A 16,473-nucleotide genomic window follows, 5' to 3' on the forward strand; every position below is an offset into this window, starting at 1 on the left:
ATGAGCGTCCGCCTCAAACTCACCGTCAGCTACGCCGGGTTAGTCATGCTCTCCGGTGCCTTGCTGCTCGCCGCCGTGTGGCTGTTCCTCCTGGAGTACGTCCCCGACGACTGGGACCGCAGGCTGCTCCACCAGAACCCCAACCGCCAGCTCCTCCTGGGCACCTTCGCCCCCGCGGCGGCCACCGTGGTGGTGTTCCTGCTGATCTTCGGCCTCGTGGGCGGATGGTTCCTCGCGGGCCGCATGCTCGCCCCGCTGACCCGCATCACCCACGCCACCCGCGCGGCCACGCACGGATCGCTCTCCCACCGGATCCGCCTGCCGGGCCGGGGGGACGAGTTCCGCGAACTCGCCGACGCCTTCGACGCGATGCTCGCCCGGCTCGAAGCGCACGTCGCGCAGCAGCGGAGGTTCGCCGCCAACGCCTCGCACGAACTGCGCACCCCGCTGGCGATCTCGATGGCGCTGCTCGACGTGGCCCGCACCGATCCGCACCACGACACGGGCCGGCTCATCGACCGCCTCCACACCGTCAACACCCGGGCCATCGACCTCACCGAGGCACTGCTCCTGCTCAGCCGCGCCGATCAGCGCTCCTTCAGCCGCGAGCCCGTCGACCTGTCCCTCCTGGCGGAAGAGGCCACCGAGACCCTGCTCCCGCTCGCGGAGAAACACGGCGTGACCCTGGAGACCGACGGCGGCATCGCGGCGACCACCGGATCCCCGACGCTCCTGCTGCAACTGGCCATGAACCTCGTGCACAACGCGATCGTCCACAACCTGCCCGAACAGGGCACCGTACGGGTCCGCACCGAAGCGCGCCCCCACAGCGCGGTGCTCACGGTCGAGAACACCGGCGAGCACCTCACGCCCCAACTGGTCGCCACGCTCACCGAACCGTTCCGCCGGGGCACGGAACGCGTCCACGCCGACCACGCGGGCGTCGGCCTCGGCCTGGTGATCGTCGACACCATCACCCGGGCCCACGACGGTGCCCTCACCCTCGCCCCCCGCCCCGCGGGGGGCCTCCACATCAGAGTGGAGCTCCCCTACTTGAGGTAGACGAGACCGTCGGTGGTGACGGCGGGACGGCCGCTGGTGCCGACCACGACGATCTTCACGGTGTGCTTGGCGCTGGTGGCCCAGGTCTTGGTCCAGATCGCGTCGCGGTACTTGGTGGCGGACGACTTCAAGTCGACCGTCGCGGCCTTCACGCCGTCGACGTAGACGTGCGCCTGACCGGAGGTGGCGGCCCGGGACACGACCCAGGCCGCGGAGCGACCGGTGAACGTCCACGTCAGGGAGGCGTTCTTCGCCGAGCTGGTGAAGGACTTGCCGCCGAGGTAGGCGGCGGACGACTTGGCCGTCCACGTGCCGGTCCTGGCGGCCGCGGTCTCCTGGAGGATCAGCGGAGTGGCCGACACCGTCGCGGCCGCGGTGTTGCCCGCGTGGTCGTGGGCGGTCAGCTGCCACGCCGTCGCCGCCCCGGACCGGGCGGTGTGGGCGGCGCTGGTGAGGGTGGGCCCGTAGGTCTTGGCGACCGGCGCGGTCAGGCGCACTTCCTTCAGCGCTGCCCGGTCGGTGGCCTTCCAGCTCAAGGTGACCGGGACGGCGGTGGTGTTCACGGTCCCGGTGCGCAGGGCCAGGGCGGGCTTGGCGGTGAAGGCGGGCGCGGTGGTCTCCGCGACCACGGTCGCCGCCGCGCTGGTGGTCTGCTTGCCGGAGATGTGCGTGGCCCGTACGGCCACGGCGTGGGTGCCGAGCGCGAGGGTGGCCCTGGCCGAGGTCGCGGTGCCCGCGACGGTGGCCACCGGCTTTCCGCCGACGAGCAGTTCGTACTGCTTGATCAGTGAACTCGGAGTGGCGGCAGCCCAGTTCACGGTGATGGCGGCCTTGGTGTAGTACGTCGTGCCGGACGGGCTCGCGCCCGCGATCGACTTGACGGCCAGCCCGGTGACGGACCCGGCGGCCATGGTGCGGAGGGCGGCCAGCTGCTGGTGGAAGGCGTTGCCGGGGCACTGGGTGTTGTAGCCGTCCCGGTGGCCGTGGATGACGGGGAACGACAGCTGGGCGCCCTTGGCCCAGGACTTCCCGAAGTAGTTGGTCCCCTTGTCACCCGCGGTCAGCGTGGTCGTGCCGGCCGGGTCGACTCCGTACTGGCCCAGCTTCCACGCGGCGATCCGGGCGACCGAGGTCATCGCCGCCTGCGAAGGGGCCGCGTCGGTGTAGGTGCCCAGCACCGAGACGCCGGTGGTCTCGGCGTTGAAGCCGTAGGCGTGCGCGCCCTGGACGGGCCGGTCGACACCGCCCTTGCGGCCCTCGTACACCGTGCCGCACTTGTCCACCAGGAAGTTGTAGCCGATGTCCTTCCAGCCCAGCTGCTTGACGTGGTACGCGTAGATCCCGCGGACCACCTTCGGGGCGTCGGCGCACGTGTAGGCGTTGGACTCGGCCGTGTGGTGCACGACGACCGCCTTGACCTTCCCGCCGGACAGGTAGCCGGGGGCCTCCGGGCTGATCGACTCGTCCGCGCTCCAGTCGGCCCGCGAGGTGATCGGCGGACGCGGCGCCGTCGACGGCGGAGCCGGGGGCAGGGTGGCCGTCGCGGACGGCGACGGGCTCGCGGTCGCGGAAGGAGAACCGGACGAGGAGGGCGCCGAGGTCGGTGCGGGCGTCGGCGTCGGCAGCGGCGGCCCGGACGGCGACTGGCTCGCGGTCGGTCCGTCGGACGGCTCGGCGCTCCGGGAGGGTTCCGGCGACGCGGTCGCGTCCGGTGCGGGGTCGGTGGGCTCGGCGGGCTCGGTGGCCGAAGGAGCGGGCTCCTCGGCCCCGTCGACGGCGAAGGCCGCGGGCGCCATGCCCCTGACGGTGCCCTTGCCGGGGTCGACCATGTCCAGGCGCAGCCCGGCGGGAAGCCCGGCCGACGCCTTGCCGCCCGAGGTCACCCGGGCCTCGACGCCGTCGGACGGCCCCACCCACGCGGGCTCGGTCCCGCCGCGGGCGGCTCCGCTCTCGCCCTGCCCGCTGTCGCCCTCAAGCGGCAGCCAGCCGGACCACTCTCCCGAGCCCGCGGCCCTGGTGCGGACCTCGACCGTGCCGCTGACGCGTGCACCGGGGTCCGTCCAGGTCACGCCCAGCATGCTGAACGGCTCGGTCCCCCTCCGCGCGAGCGACGCGCTGCGCCCGTCGGCGCTCGTTCCCAGCGGCGCGGTGCGTTCCCGGGTGCTGACCGGCCCCGCCGCGCCGTCCGTCCCGGCAGGGGTGTCGCCGCTGTCCGTCACGCCCTGGAACACCAGCACTCCGGCCAGAGCCGCGACCGCGGTGGCGGCCGTTCCCCATATGCGACGCCGCTTCACGCAGCCCTCACCCCTTTGAACCATCGAAATCCGGACACACGGAACGTCGACACATGTGCCAACAGGTGACATGCGAGGAAGAAGGTACAGGCCCGGCGCAGCGGCCCGCCGACGGACCGGGGGACGCCGCCGGGCTTGGTTGCGCCCCGCTCGGCCACCCCCACCACCTGCGGGTACCTCATGATCGTCGTCTGTCACCACGACTGATGAGGCACCTTACTGCACTGCCGGGACCAGGGCGGAAGTGATCGATCCGCCCAGCCGGGTCCGGCCGTCCGCGCCCTTCCCGGTAGGCGAAAAAAGATGGGTGGCAGCCCGTATGGACGGTCCGGTCACGATCGCCCAGACTCCACCTTGATCATCGCCGCACCCGTCCAAGCCTCCCGGCGGCAGCCCCGACCACCCGGAACGCAGGGGTGCGGTAACCGGGGAACCGTACCCCTCGCACGATTCACGAATGCGAGGTCCATCCGTGCTCCGCTTCTACCTGAGGCTGCTGCTGTGGGCAGCGCTCTGGTGCGGTGTCGGCATCGTGCTGTTGCTGGCCCTGATCCAATCCGACGTTGTTCCCAGGGATTCCGGATACAAGGGAGCGGTCGTCTTCGCGGTAATGATTCTGGGCACCCTGGCCAGCGCGAAGCGAATGCGGAATTGAATTCACCCTCTCGATTCGCCCCCTTGAATTCCCCTCGATTTGCCGCTCAGGGCGAACCGGGAGCGGCACGGCGCACCGACCAGGCGCCCGCCAGGACCACCAGCGCGACGGCGCACAGTTGACGTGCGGTGAGCCGCTCGTGCAGCGAGAGGAAGCCGATCCCCGCCGCCACGGCGGGGCTCAGCGCGAGCAGCACTCCGAAGGACCGCACGTCGATTTATGCATTTCAACCATTACGGCGGGGAAGCCGCCCGGCTGGCCGCCGACCTGGTCAACCTCACCGCGCCGCCACTCCCCGAACACCTGGAACCCCTGCTCGCCGCGCACGGCGTGGTGCGCCGCACGCTCACCGCCGCGCAGGCCGGGACGGTCTGGACGTGGAGCCGCCGTCTGGCCGTGTGCTTCGGGCCGCAGGACCTCGAAGAACGGTGCGGTGCGGTCAACGCGCTCCTCGCCGACGCCTCCAGCAGCCCCCGGATCTCCCTGCACGACGGGCAGCCCCACCTGCACTACAGCGCCACCGGCTCGGACGTGGCCGCGCACGTCCGAGCCGTCACCGCGGCCGGACTCGCCTACGTCGTGTGCTCGGCCGGCGCCGAACGGCTGGGGCGCTGCGCGCGCCGCGGCTGCGGCCTGGCGTTCGTCGACACCTCCCGCAACGGCCGACGCGCCTACTGCTCCGTGCGCTGCGCCAACAACGACGCGGTGGCGCGTCACCGCGAGCGGCGCCAGGGCGAACGCGGGAGCTCGTGGCGCAGCCCTTCTCCTCCCGGGGAAGAAGGGACCACCGGCCCCGGCGGGCGCTCGACGACCGTGTGAGGCCGCGGCCCGGTCGCTCCCGCCCCGGACGCCTGCCGCGCCCCGCGGGAATTCGCCCACCACGCTCGTCCAACGCAATTGCACGAACGCCGAATTGAACGCCGACACCCCTGGCCGCACCAACACGTCGCGGTATATACCGAACGCGCCGTACCACCCGTTGTGGGCGTCCTTGACCCCGGATGTGTCCCACAACTAGCCTTGCAAAAGTGCGCTAAGGGGCATTTCGGCTGAGTCGTATGCGGACCGGCAGTTCGCCGAAGCCCTGGATGCCGACAAGTGAACGTGCTTAGGCACCACACAACTTGTGGTCGTTCCGGGCCGCCACCCCATGTGGGCCCCGCCACGACAGCGCCCTCACCGCAGCCGAAGGAGATCGGCATGGATGCCGAGCCCATTGCCTTAGTAGGGATCGGATGCACACTGCCAGGTAAAGTCCACGGGCTGGACGACATGCACACCGTCCTGTGGGAGGGACGGGACTGCGTCGAAGAAATACCGTCCAGCCGCTGGGACGTGGAGGAATTCTACGATCCCGACCCCCTGGCCCCCGGCAAGACCTACACCCGCCACGGCGGCTTCGTCGACGACGTCGACCTCTTCGACGCGACGTTCTTCGGCATCTCGGACGCCGAGGCCGCCCGCATGGACCCGCAGCAGCGCCTGCTCCTCCAGACCGTGTGGCACGCGCTGGAGCACGCCGGGCAGAACGCCGACGAGATCAGGGGCAGCAACACCGGTGTCTTCCTGGCCCTCATGAACAGCAACAGCTACTTCATCCTCAAGCACGAGGCCGTGGGCCTCCACGGCATCACGGCCTACGACTCGATGAGCGACTCGATGAGCATCAGCGCCGGTCGCGTCGCCCACTTCCTCGACCTCAAGGGCCCGTGTCTCACGGTGGACACCGCCTGTTCCGGCTCCCTGGTCGCCATGCACCTGGCCCGGCAGTCCATCCTCACCGGCGAGTGCGACTCGGCCATCGTCGCCGGGGTCAACCTGATCCTCAACCCGCAGGTCCACATCGCGTTCTGCAAACTCGGCCTGTTCTCGCCCAGCGGACAGTGCCGGTCCTTCGACGCGAAGGCCGACGGGTACGTCCGCAGCGAGGGCTGCGTGGCCGCGCTGCTGCGCCGGCAGTCGCTCGCGGAGAAGCGGGGCGATCCCGCCCTGGCCCACATCATCGGCACCGCGATCAACCACGACGGACGCACCCCCGCACTGACCGCCCCCAACGGGCGGACCCAGGAAGAGGTGATGAGCGCCGTCCTCGCCCGCAGCGGCACCGCCCCCGCGCAGGTCGACTACATCGAGGCGCACGGCACCGGGACCCCGGTCGGCGACCCCATCGAGATGGGCGCCATCGCCAACGCCTACGGACGGACGCGCACCGCGGGACGGCCGCTGTACGTCGGCTCGGCGAAGAGCAACTTCGGACACACCGAAGCCGCCGCCGGACTCCTCGGCGTCGTCAAGGCCGCCCTGTCCCTGCACCGCGAGACCATCTACCCCAGCGTCCACCTCGACCGGCTGAATCCCAAGATCGACCTCGACGGCGCCCCGGTCGAGATACCCACCGAGCCGGTGCCCTGGCCGCGCGGGGACGCACCGCGCCTGGCCGCCGTCAACTCCTTCGGCTACAGCGGCACCAACGCCCACGTGCTGCTGCGCGAAGCCCCGCTACCGCAACGGCACACCGACGCGGGGAACCCGCGCCCCGCCGAACTGCTCGTGCTGTCCGCCAAGTCGTCGACCAGCCTGGACGCGCTGGCCGACCGCTGGGCGCACCACCTCGCGCGGAACGGGCGGGACGGCCTGCCGGCCGCCGTCTACACCGCGGCCGCCGGGCGGGCCACGCACCGCCACCGCCTCGCGGTGACCGGACGCAGCGGCCTGGAGATCGCCAACGACCTGCGGCTGTGGCGCACCCGGCGCACGCCCCCTTCGGTCACCGGCGGCCGCCCGGTCAAGCCCGCCAAGACGGCCTTCGTCTTCACCGGACAGGGCGTCCAGTACTCCGGCATGGCCCGCGAACTGTACGGCCACGAGCCCGAGTTCGCCGCGGCGATCGACCGGTGCGCCGAGGTGCTCGACGGAGAGCTACCCGTACCGCTGCGGCAGCTCCTCTTCGAGGAGGGGACACCGCAGGCCCTCGACGACACGACCCTGGCACAACCGGCGCTGTTCGCCGTCGAGTACGCGCTCGCCTCCCTCCTGCGTTCCTGGGGAGTGGTTCCGGACGCGGTGCTGGGGCACAGCATCGGCGAAGTCGTCGCCGCGTGCGTCGGCGGCCTGCTCACGGTGGAGGACGCCGCCCACTTCAGCGCGGTACGCGGCCGCCTCATGGGCGAACTGCCGCGCGACGGAGTGATGCTCGCCGTCGCCACCGACCCCGGCACCGTCGAGGGCTGGCTGTCCGGGCTCGAAGCCGACGTCTCCCTGGCCGCGGTCAACGGGCCGCGCGCCTCGGTCGTCTCCGGCCGGGCCGAAGCCGTCGACGAAGTGGCACGCCTCGCCGGAGCGCAGGGCGTGCGCACCACCCGGCTGCGGACCTCCCACGCGTTCCACTCGCCCCTGATGGACCCGGTCCTGCCCGAGTTGGGCAAGGCAGCCGCCACGCTCCGTCCGGCCGCCCCGGTCCTCACGGTGCTCTCCGGCGCCACCGGCGACGCGCTGACCGGCGCGGAAGGGCCCGAGTACTGGAGCCAGCAGGCCCGCCGCCCCGTCCGGTTCCACGACGCCCTGCGCACGGTGGCCGCCCGCGGCTGCACGGTGGTCGTCGAGATCGGCCCCCACCCCGCGCTGCGGACGTACGTGTCGGAGGCGTTCGGGACGTCCGACGTGACCGTGATCCCCACCCTCCAGCGCGACGGCCGGGACGTGCGCAACCTCCTCGCCGCCGCGGGCGCCCTGTTCACGGCGGGTGCCGCCGTCGACCTGCCCGCGCTCTACCGGGGCCCGAACCACCGCCGTACCTCCACCGCCCCGCAGTACCCATTCCGCGGGGACCGGTACTGGGTGACGCCCGACGACGCCGACCGCACCGACCGCACCGACCGCGCCGACCGCGCCGACCGCACGGCGACGGCACCCGCGGCTCCGCGACGGCAGGCGCCTCCCGCGGCGGCACCCGAGCCGCGACCCGCCGTGCACCGCGTCCACCGGCAGGACGTGCCGCCCGGCACGCCCTGGGTGGACCACCGCATCCTCGGCGCCACCGTCTTCCCCGCCACCGGCTACCTGGAACTGGCCGTGGACGCCCGCGCCGCGGCCGACGGCTACGGCCCCGCACCCGTCGAACTCACCGACGTCAGCTTCGTCCGGCCGCTCGTCCTGACCCCCACCGGGTCCAACAGCGTACGGGTGGACCTGGCGGGAGAGGGCGCCCCGGCGGACGGCCGCTTCCGGTTCACCGTGGCGGGGGGAGACGGCGACGACGCGCCCCGGTACTGCCACGGGACGGTCGGACCCCTCGGAGAGCGATCCGACAGCTTCGTCGAACGCCTCGACGACCTGCGCGCACAGATGTCCACGGAGCTCGCCCCCGGACGGCTCTACGGACTGCTGCGCGAGGACGGCCTGGAGTACGGCGCGAGCTTCTCCACCGTCCGCGAACTGTGGACCGACGAAGCGGGCGGGCAGGCGCTGGGCCGGATCACCGCCGCTCCCGACGGCGCGGCGCGGGCCGGGCACTCCCACCGCCTCGCGACCATGCTCGACGGCTGTCTGCACCTGGCCGCGGCCGCCGCGCGCGACGGCGCCGCCAAGGGCACCTACCTCCCGGTGGGAATCGGCCGGATGGTCCTGCACCGGCTCCTGCCCGACCAGGTCTGGGGCCACGTCCAGCTGCGGGCCGACGCCACCGACACCGCGTTCACGGCACGACTGCGCGTCCTGGACGACACCGGGAGCCTGCTGGCCGACCTCGACGCCGTCGAGTTCCGGCGCGTGGGCTCGCTGGCCGACCCCTCGGCGGTCCCCGCCGGGCCCCTGGGCACCCACTCCCGCGAGAGCGGCGAGTCACGGCGCGAACTGCGCGAACGCGTCGAGCCGCTCGACGCCGACGAGCGCCGACAGGCGGTCATCGACTGGCTCATGGTCGAGATCGTCGACACCCTGGGCCGGATGTCGGCGGAACTGGAGATCGACATGACCGATCTCGACCCCTCCCTGGCCCTGCTGGAGATCGGCCTCGACTCGCTGACCATCACCGAACTCCAGCGCCGCATCCAGGAGAAGCTCGACTTCCGCTTCAAGGCCATGGAGGCCCTGGAGTACCAGAGCATCGACGAACTGGCGGAGTACCTCCTCCACCAGGTGGTCCTCGCGGACCCGGACGGCGCCGACGCTCCGACGCACCCCTGAGCCCGGTCCCCGTCACGACCGGCAGACCCACATCCGGCAGACCACACATCCGGCAGATCCCACCAGAGGGGAAGTGCCAGTACCGTGTTGAGCCCCGACTTCGTCAACAACTACCTCGACAGCCACCTGGGCGAACGCCAGGTCAACAAGATCCAGCACGGCTTTCCTTCGCCGCGCTTCTGGAACGAACTGTCCGTGCCCCTCGACGAGATAGCCGAGGACCGGATCCGCCTGCGGGAAGCGCACGGCACGTCACCGGTGTTCCTGTACGTCGGCGTCCCGTACTGCATACAGACCGACCCCGGAAAGTGCGGGTACTGCCTCTTCCCCGTGGAGGAGTTCCAGGGGAACGCCGCACTGGAGAACTACTACGGGTACGTGGAGCGGGAAGCGGAGATGTACCGGGAGCAGATGCAGGGCTCCGTCCTCGCCGGAGCGTACTTCGGCGGGGGCACGTCCAACCTCTACAAGGGCCCCGTCTACCACCGGCTGATGGACATGGTGCGCCGCCTCTTCCCGGAGATCTCGGAGCAGGCCGACCTCACCCTGGAAGGCATTCCCCAGCTGTTCTCCCGGGAGAAGATGCAAGCCATCCACGACTCGGGGATGAACCGCATCAGCATGGGCGTGCAGCAGGTCAACGAACGCCTCAACAGCTTCAGCGGCCGCAAACAGACCACCAAGCACGTCATCCAGAGCCTGGAGTGGGCCCGCGAGCTGGGCCTGTCCGCCAACGTCGACCTGATCTTCGGCTGGCCGCAGCAGACCGTCGACACGATGCTGGAGGACCTGGAGACCCTGGTCTCCTGGGACGTCTACGACATCACCCACTACGAGCTGAACGTCGGCGGACCGACCGACTTCGCGCTCAACCGCTTCCACGAGCTGCCCAGCACCCTGGCCAACCTGGAGATGTACCGGGCGGGGCGGGACTTCCTGCTCGACCGCGGCTACGAGCAGCTCTCCACGTACAACTTCCGCCGCCCAGGCGATCCCGCGGCCCACGACTTCCGGGAGGGCTACACCACCCGCTTCGACCACCTGGACACCCTGGGGCTCGGCTACGCGGCGATCACCTTCTTCGGGAACCCCGCGCTCGCCTCGGGCCGCTCCTGGTCGTTCATCAACCAACGCAACCTGGCCCAGTACAAGGCGGCCGTCGACAACGGCAGGTTCCCCGTCGAACGCGGCTTCCGGCACACCTCGGACGACTGGCTGATGATGCTGCTCTTCCGCAGCCTCATCAGCACGGAGATCGAACGGACCCAGTACGCCGCCGCTTTCGGTCTCGACGTCTACGAGAAGTTCGCCACCGTCTGGGACGCCCTGGCCGAGCGCGGATACGCACGGATCACACCGGAGCGGATCACGCTGACCGGCGACGGCCCCTTCTACGCGCCGATGTTCTCGGCCCTGCTCGCCGAGGACCGCTACCGCGAACTGCGCGAGGAGGCGGCGCGGCGCAAGAAGGAGTCCGCCCGGCCGGCGGCCGGGGCCCGGAGCGGACAGTGACGGACGCTCTCCCCCTGGCGGGGCGCGGCTGCGTCGTCACCGGCGGGTCGCGCGGCATCGGCGCCGCGGTGGTGCGCCTCGCACTGGCGCAGGGCGCCGACGTCGTCTTCGGCTACCACAGCGACAAGGACCGTGCCCGCGCCCTCGCCGACGACCTGGGCGCCGCCCATCCCGACCAGCGCTGCGTCCCGCTGTACGCCCAGGTCGCCGACACCGAGGAGGCCGAGCGCTTCGCCATCGCGGCGCTCGGCCACCTGGACCGCTTCGACGTCCTGGTCAACAACGCGGGAGTGACCCGGGACACCGCGTTCGCCCGCATGACCCCGCAGCAGTGGCACGAGGTCATCGGCACCAACCTGGACAGCATGTACGCCATCACCAGACCCCTGTTGATGCCGCTGGTCAAACAGCGCGGCGGCGCCATCGTCAACATCGCGTCCTCCTCGGGACTGCACGGCATCCCGGGCCAGACGGCCTACTCCGCGGCCAAGGCCGGGGTGATCGGCTTCACCAAGGCCCTCGCCAAGGAGATCGGAGCCCGGGGCGTCACCGTCAACGCCGTCGCCCCCGGCCTCATCGAGACCGACATGACGGCCGTGATACCGCCGGACAGGACCGAGTTCCTCAAGTCCCTCATCCCCGGCCACGCCTTCGGCTCCCCGGACGACGTGGCGCACCTGGTGTGCTTCCTCGCCTCCGACCGGGCCCGCTACATCACCGGGCAGGCCATCGAGGTGTCCGGCGGACTGGTCGTATAGGCGCCGTACGCGGGCGAAGGCGAGGAACGAGGCGGCTCAGCCGCGCGCCTCCCGGCCGCCGCTCACGCGCAGGAGTCCTTCCTGGGCGAGGGTGGCGGCCAGGGTACCGTCACGGGTGAAGACCCGGCCGAGGACGAGCCCCCGTCCCCCGGCGGCCACGGGCGTCTCGTGCGCGCAGAGCAGCCAGTCGTCCGCACGGAAGGGCCGGTGGATCCACACCGTGTAGTCGATGCTGCGGCCGCTGGCGTGGAACCACGAGACGCCGTGCCGCACCAGCACCGTCTCCAGCATGGTGACGTCGCACATGTAGACCAGCAGACAGGCGTGGAGCAGCTGTTCGCGGTCCCCGCCCGTCCCCGGGGGCAGCTCGCCCTTGGTGCGCAGCCACACCTGCGTCCGGGCGGACGCGAGCGACGGGTCCTTCTCCACGTCGAAGCTCAACGGCCCGACGAACCGCTGGTCGTAGGGCTTGCCCAGGGGTGCCACCTGCGCGCCGAACGCGCTGCTCAGCCGCTCCTCGTAGGAGGGCAGGCCGTCCGGGGCCGGCACCGGTGGCATGGGGTCCTGGTGGGCCAGCCCCGGCTCGGGCCGGTGGAACGAGGCGGTCAGCGAGAACACCTCCCGGCCGCGTTGGCCCGTACGCACCCGCCGGGCGGCGAAGGCCGTGCTGTCCTTCACCGACTCGACCCGGTGCTCGAAGGACGCGTCCGGTACGGCGGGCTGGTGGAACGAAGCGTGCACCGAGTGCACGGCCAGCCCGTCGGAGACCGTACGGCCCGCGGCGGCCAGCGCCTGGCCCGCCAGATGACCGCCGTACACGGGGGAGGAGCGCTCCAGCGGCGCCGGCCCGCGGAAGTGCTCGCCCCCACCCCGGTCCGGTACGCGCTCCAGATCGAGCAGGCCGAGCAGGTCGAGGAGTGCGCGTTCGGGATCCATGGGCTCCACTCACCTCGGCGTCGCCGTGCGACAGCCAGTATCGCCAGGCCGCCCCGGGCCATCAACCGAACGGCCCCGAAAGGTGGCCGGGTTGTGCCGCTGACAGGACGCCGGTCCGTGCGGTACCCCGGAGTCACGCCCGGCCGACGATCGGAGGGTCCCATGTTCCACCGCGTCAGCGCGACGCTGTACGGGCGGCGCGCGGTCGTGCTGTGGGCGAGCGCCGCCGTCGTCGTGACGGCCGCCATCGGCGGCCTGGGAGTGGAGAACCGGCTGGTCCACGGCGGGTTCTCGGACCCCGGGGCGCAGTCCTCCCGCGCCGAGCGCCTGGTGGCCGAGCACTTCCCCACCGCCGACGGCGACCTGGTCCTGCTGCTGCGCGGCGCGGGACCGGTCGACTCGGCGCGGATGACCTCGGTGGGCACGGACCTGACCCGGCGCGCGGAACGGGCCCCCGGCGTACGGGCGGCCACCTCGTACTGGACAGCCGGGCACGTGCCCTCGCTGCGCTCCCGGGACGGTTCCACCGGGCTCCTCACCCTCTCGCTGCGCGGTGACGAGGACGACCGGGCGAAGACCGCCGAACGGCTGGTGCCGGACGTCCGGCGGCACGCACAGGGGCTGACGGTGCTGGCGGCGGGCTCCGCCCAGGTGCAGTCGGAGGTCGGCAAGCAGACCGCGCACGACCTGCTGCTCGCGGAGGCGATCGCGACGCCGATCACCCTCGTCCTGCTGCTGCTGGTCTTCGGCAGCGCCGTGGCCGCCGCCCTGCCGCTGGTCATCGCCCTGCTGTCGATCCTGGTGAGCCGGGCGGTGCTCAACGCGCTGGCGGGCGCGGTGCCGATCTCGGTGTACTCGATGAACTCCACCACGGCGCTCGGCCTCGGACTCGCCATCGACTACAGCCTGTTCGTCCTCGCCCGCTTCCGCGAGGAACTGCGCGGCGGCGCCACGGTGCGGGAGGCCCTGGTGCCCACGGTGCGCAAGGCCGGGCGGACCGTCGCGTTCTCCGCGCTCACCGTGGCCCTGTCCCTCGTCGCGCTCCTGGTCTTCCCCCAGTTCTTCCTGCGGTCCTTCGCCTACGGCGGGATCGTGGTGGTCCTCACCGCCGCCGCGGGTGCGGTCTTCGTGCTGCCCGCGCTGCTGGCCGTCCTGGGCCACCGGGTCAACCGCTACGACGTCTTCGCCCGGTGGCGCGGCGCCGCGCCACCCGACGCCCCCGAAGAGGGGCGCTGGTACCGGTTCGCGAGGGCCGTGATGCGCCGCCCCGGCCTCTACGGCGGCGCCGTGGTCGTCCTGCTGCTCCTCCTGGCGTCACCGTTCACACGGGTCTCGTCCGGCCTCTTCGACGACCGCTCGCTGCCCGCCGACTCCCAGGTGCACCGCGCCACGCAACTGCTGCGCGACCAGTTCGACGACGGCGCGCTGGGCACCGTACCCGTGGTGGTCCAAGGCGCCACCGGACCCGCCGTGGACCCCTACGCGCGCGCACTGTCCACGGTGCGGGGCGTCCGCGAGGTGACCGCGTCCACCGGCTCCTACGCGGCGGGCCGCCGGGTCCAGGAGCCGGGCCCGGCGGCATCCGCCCTCGTGGACGGCGACTTCACGCTGCTGTCCGTGGTGTCGACGGTGGAGCAGGACTCGCCCGACGGCACCGAACTCGTCGGCCACGTGCGGAAGGTGGCCCCGCCCGACGGATCCGACGGGGTGTGGGTGGGCGGCCGGGCCGCCGAGGTCAAGGACAGCACCGCGGCCATCGTCCGGGCCACCCCGGCGGCGATCGGCATCGTGGTGGGCCTCTCCCTGGTGCTGCTGTTCCTGTTCACCGGAAGCGTGCTGATGCCGCTGAAGGCCCTGGTGCTCAACACCCTCAGCCTCAGCGCCACGTTCGGGGCGATGGTCTTCGTCTTCCAGGAGGGCCACCTGTCGTTCCTGGTGGGCAGCCCGCTGCACACCGGCACCCTGGACGCGACCATCCCGATCCTGACCTTCTGCGTGGCCTTCGGGCTCTCCATGGACTACGAGGTGTTCCTGCTGTCCCGGATCCGGGAGAGGTACCTGCTCACCGGCGACAACGAGGAGTCGGTGGCCTTCGGCCTCCAGCACACCGGCCGGATCATCACCGCCGCCGCGGTCCTGGTGGCCGTGGTCCTGTTCGTCTTCGCGGTCAGCGGGGTGACGCTGCTGAAGCTGCTCGGCGTCGGCCTCGCCCTGGCGGTGGTCCTGGACGCGACACTGGTCCGCGCCGTACTGGTCCCCGCGTTCATGCGCCTGGCGGGCCGCGCCAACTGGTGGGCCCCCGGCCCGCTGCGCCGCCTCCACGACCGGGCGGGGCTGCGGGAGGAAGGCACCTGACGGGCGAAGAGCCGGGTCGGGGAATGGTCCGGATCTTGGCCAGGCTGGTGCCTGCCCGGCCCGTAGAGGGGCTGCGGCGGCAGGGACTGGGTGCGATCGGGATCGGACGGGGCGAGCGGTTGGCTGCCCGAGTGCCGACACCGGATCGAGGCCGCACGGGCCGTCCCCGTACGGCGGGTCGGTCGGCCGGTTCACCGGCCGCCGCCTGAACCAACAACTCGTACGCGTACCCGGCTCGCCGCGCGGAACTCCCCGCCGCCTTCCCGGTGTTCCGGCCCGTGGGCCGCACGCTGCTTGCTAGCCTCGATCACGGTGACCGCTCCTCACCTGGCCTGCGACGCCGTGGTGTCACGTCCCGGCTCCGGGGACACGTCGGTTCAGCCGTCGCGGCACCGGGCGGGGCGGCCCCGTACCGCCCGAAGGGCGAACCGTACGCAAGGGCGCCCTCCACTGGTACGGCGCCGGTCCGGTCTCTGATGTGACGGAAGGATTTGAGATGCGTTTCGGAGTCTTCATGGCGCCGTTCCACACTGCTCAAGGCCAGAATCCCGTGACCGCCCTCGCGCGGGACGTGGCCACCATCCAGCAGCTCGACGAGCTCGGTTACGACGAAGCCTGGATCGGTGAACACCACTCCGGCGGATCGGAGTTGATCGCCAGCCCTGAGATCTTCATCGCGCACGTCGCGGCCCGGACCACGCACATCAAGCTGGGGACCGGCGTGCTCTCCCTCCCGTACCACAACCCGCTCTGGGTGGCGGACCGCGCGATCCTGCTCGATCACCTCACCCGGGGCCGGTTCATGCTCGGCCTCGGCCCCGGCTCCCTCCCGACGGACGCGGCGATGATCGGCATCGACCCGGTCTCGCAGCGGGCCGCGCTGGAAGAGGACACCGACGTCCTCATCCAGCTGCTCACCGGGGACGAGCCCGTCACCAAGAAGACCGACCGCTACCAACTCGTAGAAGCCAGATGTCAGTTACGCCCCTACTCCAGGCCCTGCTTCGAAGTCGGCGTCGCGGCGATCGCCTCGCCCTCCGGCCCCCGGATCGCGGGCAAGCACGGGCTGGCGCTGCTGTCCATCGGCGCGACCATGACGGGTGACCTGGACCTGCTCGCCGCGCACTGGGACGTGATGGAAGAACGGGCCCAGCAGTTCGGCACCACCCCCGACCGCGCCGCATGGCGACTGGTCGGGCCCGTGCACCTCGCCGAAACGAAGGAACAGGCGTACGCGGACGTCGCGTACGGGCTCGACGACTGGTGCCGCTATCTGCAGTACGAAGCCGCGGTGCCGCACTTCGAGCCCGGCGGCTCGACGCTGAAGGAACGCATCGACTGGATCAACGAGTCCGGTGTCGGCGTCATCGGCACACCGGACGACGCGATCCGGCACATCCGCCAACTCCAGCAGCAGTCCCACGGCTTCGGCTGCTACCTCATGATGGCGCACGAATGGGCGAGGCCGGACGCCACCCGGCGACACTACGAACTGTTCGCGCAGCAGGTCGCCCCGCACTTCCAGGGCAGTCTCGAACGCCTCGACGCCGCACGGTCCCTCGCGGCCGGACGCAGGGAGGCGCTGTACCAGCGCATGGGCGACGCGCTCGACGAGGCGAGGACCCGTCACGACGCCGAGCAGGCGGCCCGAGTCGGCCGCCTCACGGTTCGGGCGCGGACCGGCGAAGGATGACCGAGGACCGTGCACGCACGGGGT

At 71.7% G+C, this 16,473-nt stretch carries 11 protein-coding genes; 8 read left to right on the top strand and 3 right to left on the bottom strand.

The annotated features are described in order from the left end of the window. Window positions 1-1,062 carry a sensor histidine kinase gene (locus tag ACIBNE_RS03255; protein ID WP_399268934.1) on the top strand — a complete coding sequence of 354 codons (1,062 nt, stop codon included), beginning with the start codon at window positions 1-3 and terminating at the stop codon, window positions 1,060-1,062. On the opposite strand, the gene ACIBNE_RS03260 is transcribed toward ACIBNE_RS03255, so the two are convergent. Beyond that, complete coding sequence (locus tag ACIBNE_RS03260; RefSeq protein WP_399268936.1) at window positions 1,050-3,380, bottom strand: N-acetylmuramoyl-L-alanine amidase; 2,331 nt, start codon at window positions 3,378-3,380, stop codon at window positions 1,050-1,052. The genes ACIBNE_RS03255 and ACIBNE_RS03260 overlap by 13 nt on opposite strands. A 448-nt stretch (window positions 3,381-3,828) precedes the next feature. Here ACIBNE_RS03260 and ACIBNE_RS03265 point away from each other — a divergent pair, with 448 nt between their 5' ends. Further along, window positions 3,829-4,011 carry a hypothetical protein gene (locus tag ACIBNE_RS03265; protein ID WP_399268938.1) on the top strand — a complete coding sequence of 61 codons (183 nt, stop codon included), beginning with the start codon at window positions 3,829-3,831 and terminating at the stop codon, window positions 4,009-4,011. Window positions 4,012-4,057: 46 nt separating this feature from the next. On the opposite strand, the gene ACIBNE_RS03270 is transcribed toward ACIBNE_RS03265, so the two are convergent. Further along, complete coding sequence (locus tag ACIBNE_RS03270; RefSeq protein WP_399268940.1) at window positions 4,058-4,222, bottom strand: hypothetical protein; 165 nt, start codon at window positions 4,220-4,222, stop codon at window positions 4,058-4,060. An 8-nt stretch (window positions 4,223-4,230) separates the two neighbouring features. Between ACIBNE_RS03270 and ACIBNE_RS03275 the strand changes: the two genes are divergently transcribed. The 4 genes from ACIBNE_RS03275 to ACIBNE_RS03290 all read left to right on the top strand — a co-directional run bounded on the left by ACIBNE_RS03275 (window position 4,231) and on the right by ACIBNE_RS03290 (window position 11,465). Then, on the top strand, window positions 4,231-4,830 hold the full coding sequence (locus ACIBNE_RS03275; protein WP_399268942.1) for a CGNR zinc finger domain-containing protein: 600 nt from the start codon (window positions 4,231-4,233) through the stop codon (window positions 4,828-4,830). A gap of 381 nt (window positions 4,831-5,211) precedes the next feature. Then, complete coding sequence (locus ACIBNE_RS03280) at window positions 5,212-9,195, top strand: type I polyketide synthase (protein WP_399268944.1); 3,984 nt, start codon at window positions 5,212-5,214, stop codon at window positions 9,193-9,195. A gap of 84 nt (window positions 9,196-9,279) precedes the next feature. Then, window positions 9,280-10,707 (top strand): coproporphyrinogen-III oxidase family protein, encoded by a 1,428-nt coding sequence (locus ACIBNE_RS03285; RefSeq protein WP_399268946.1) that lies wholly within the window; start codon window positions 9,280-9,282, stop codon window positions 10,705-10,707. Beyond that, on the top strand, window positions 10,704-11,465 hold the full coding sequence (locus ACIBNE_RS03290) for an SDR family oxidoreductase (RefSeq protein WP_399268947.1): 762 nt from the start codon (window positions 10,704-10,706) through the stop codon (window positions 11,463-11,465). The genes ACIBNE_RS03285 and ACIBNE_RS03290 overlap by 4 nt, the downstream gene beginning before the upstream one ends. A gap of 36 nt (window positions 11,466-11,501) precedes the next feature. Here ACIBNE_RS03290 and ACIBNE_RS03295 read toward each other — a convergent pair whose 3' ends face one another. Continuing rightward, window positions 11,502-12,401 (bottom strand): acyl-CoA thioesterase, encoded by a 900-nt coding sequence (locus ACIBNE_RS03295; protein ID WP_399268949.1) that lies wholly within the window; start codon window positions 12,399-12,401, stop codon window positions 11,502-11,504. Between the two features lie 162 nt (window positions 12,402-12,563). On the opposite strand from ACIBNE_RS03295, the gene ACIBNE_RS03300 reads away from it, so the two are divergent. Then, a complete protein-coding gene (locus ACIBNE_RS03300; protein WP_399268951.1) occupies window positions 12,564-14,756 on the top strand; it encodes an MMPL family transporter in 2,193 nt (730 codons plus the stop codon). Between the two features lie 496 nt (window positions 14,757-15,252). Beyond that, a complete protein-coding gene (locus ACIBNE_RS03305; protein WP_399268953.1) occupies window positions 15,253-16,449 on the top strand; it encodes an LLM class flavin-dependent oxidoreductase in 1,197 nt (398 codons plus the stop codon). Window positions 16,450-16,473: the final 24 nt, after the last annotated feature.

Source organism: Streptomyces sp. NPDC050504, assembly GCF_044458065.1.
In the GTDB taxonomy this organism is placed as follows: Bacteria; Actinomycetota; Actinomycetes; order Streptomycetales; family Streptomycetaceae; genus Streptomyces.

Bases quoted from the DNA above. Each gene is read 5' to 3' on its own strand.
- ACIBNE_RS03280 (WP_399268944.1), top strand. From the start codon at position 5,212: ATGGATGCCGAGCCCATTGCCTTAGTAGGGATCGGATGCACACTGCCA.
- ACIBNE_RS03275 (WP_399268942.1), top strand. From the start codon at position 4,231: ATGCATTTCAACCATTACGGCGGGGAAGCCGCCCGGCTGGCCGCCGAC.
- ACIBNE_RS03300 (WP_399268951.1), top strand. From the start codon at position 12,564: ATGTTCCACCGCGTCAGCGCGACGCTGTACGGGCGGCGCGCGGTCGTG.
- ACIBNE_RS03260 (WP_399268936.1), bottom strand. From the start codon at position 3,380: ATGGTTCAAAGGGGTGAGGGCTGCGTGAAGCGGCGTCGCATATGGGGA.
- ACIBNE_RS03305 (WP_399268953.1), top strand. From the start codon at position 15,253: ATGCGTTTCGGAGTCTTCATGGCGCCGTTCCACACTGCTCAAGGCCAG.
- ACIBNE_RS03295 (WP_399268949.1), bottom strand. From the start codon at position 12,401: ATGGATCCCGAACGCGCACTCCTCGACCTGCTCGGCCTGCTCGATCTG.
- ACIBNE_RS03255 (WP_399268934.1), top strand. From the start codon at position 1: ATGAGCGTCCGCCTCAAACTCACCGTCAGCTACGCCGGGTTAGTCATG.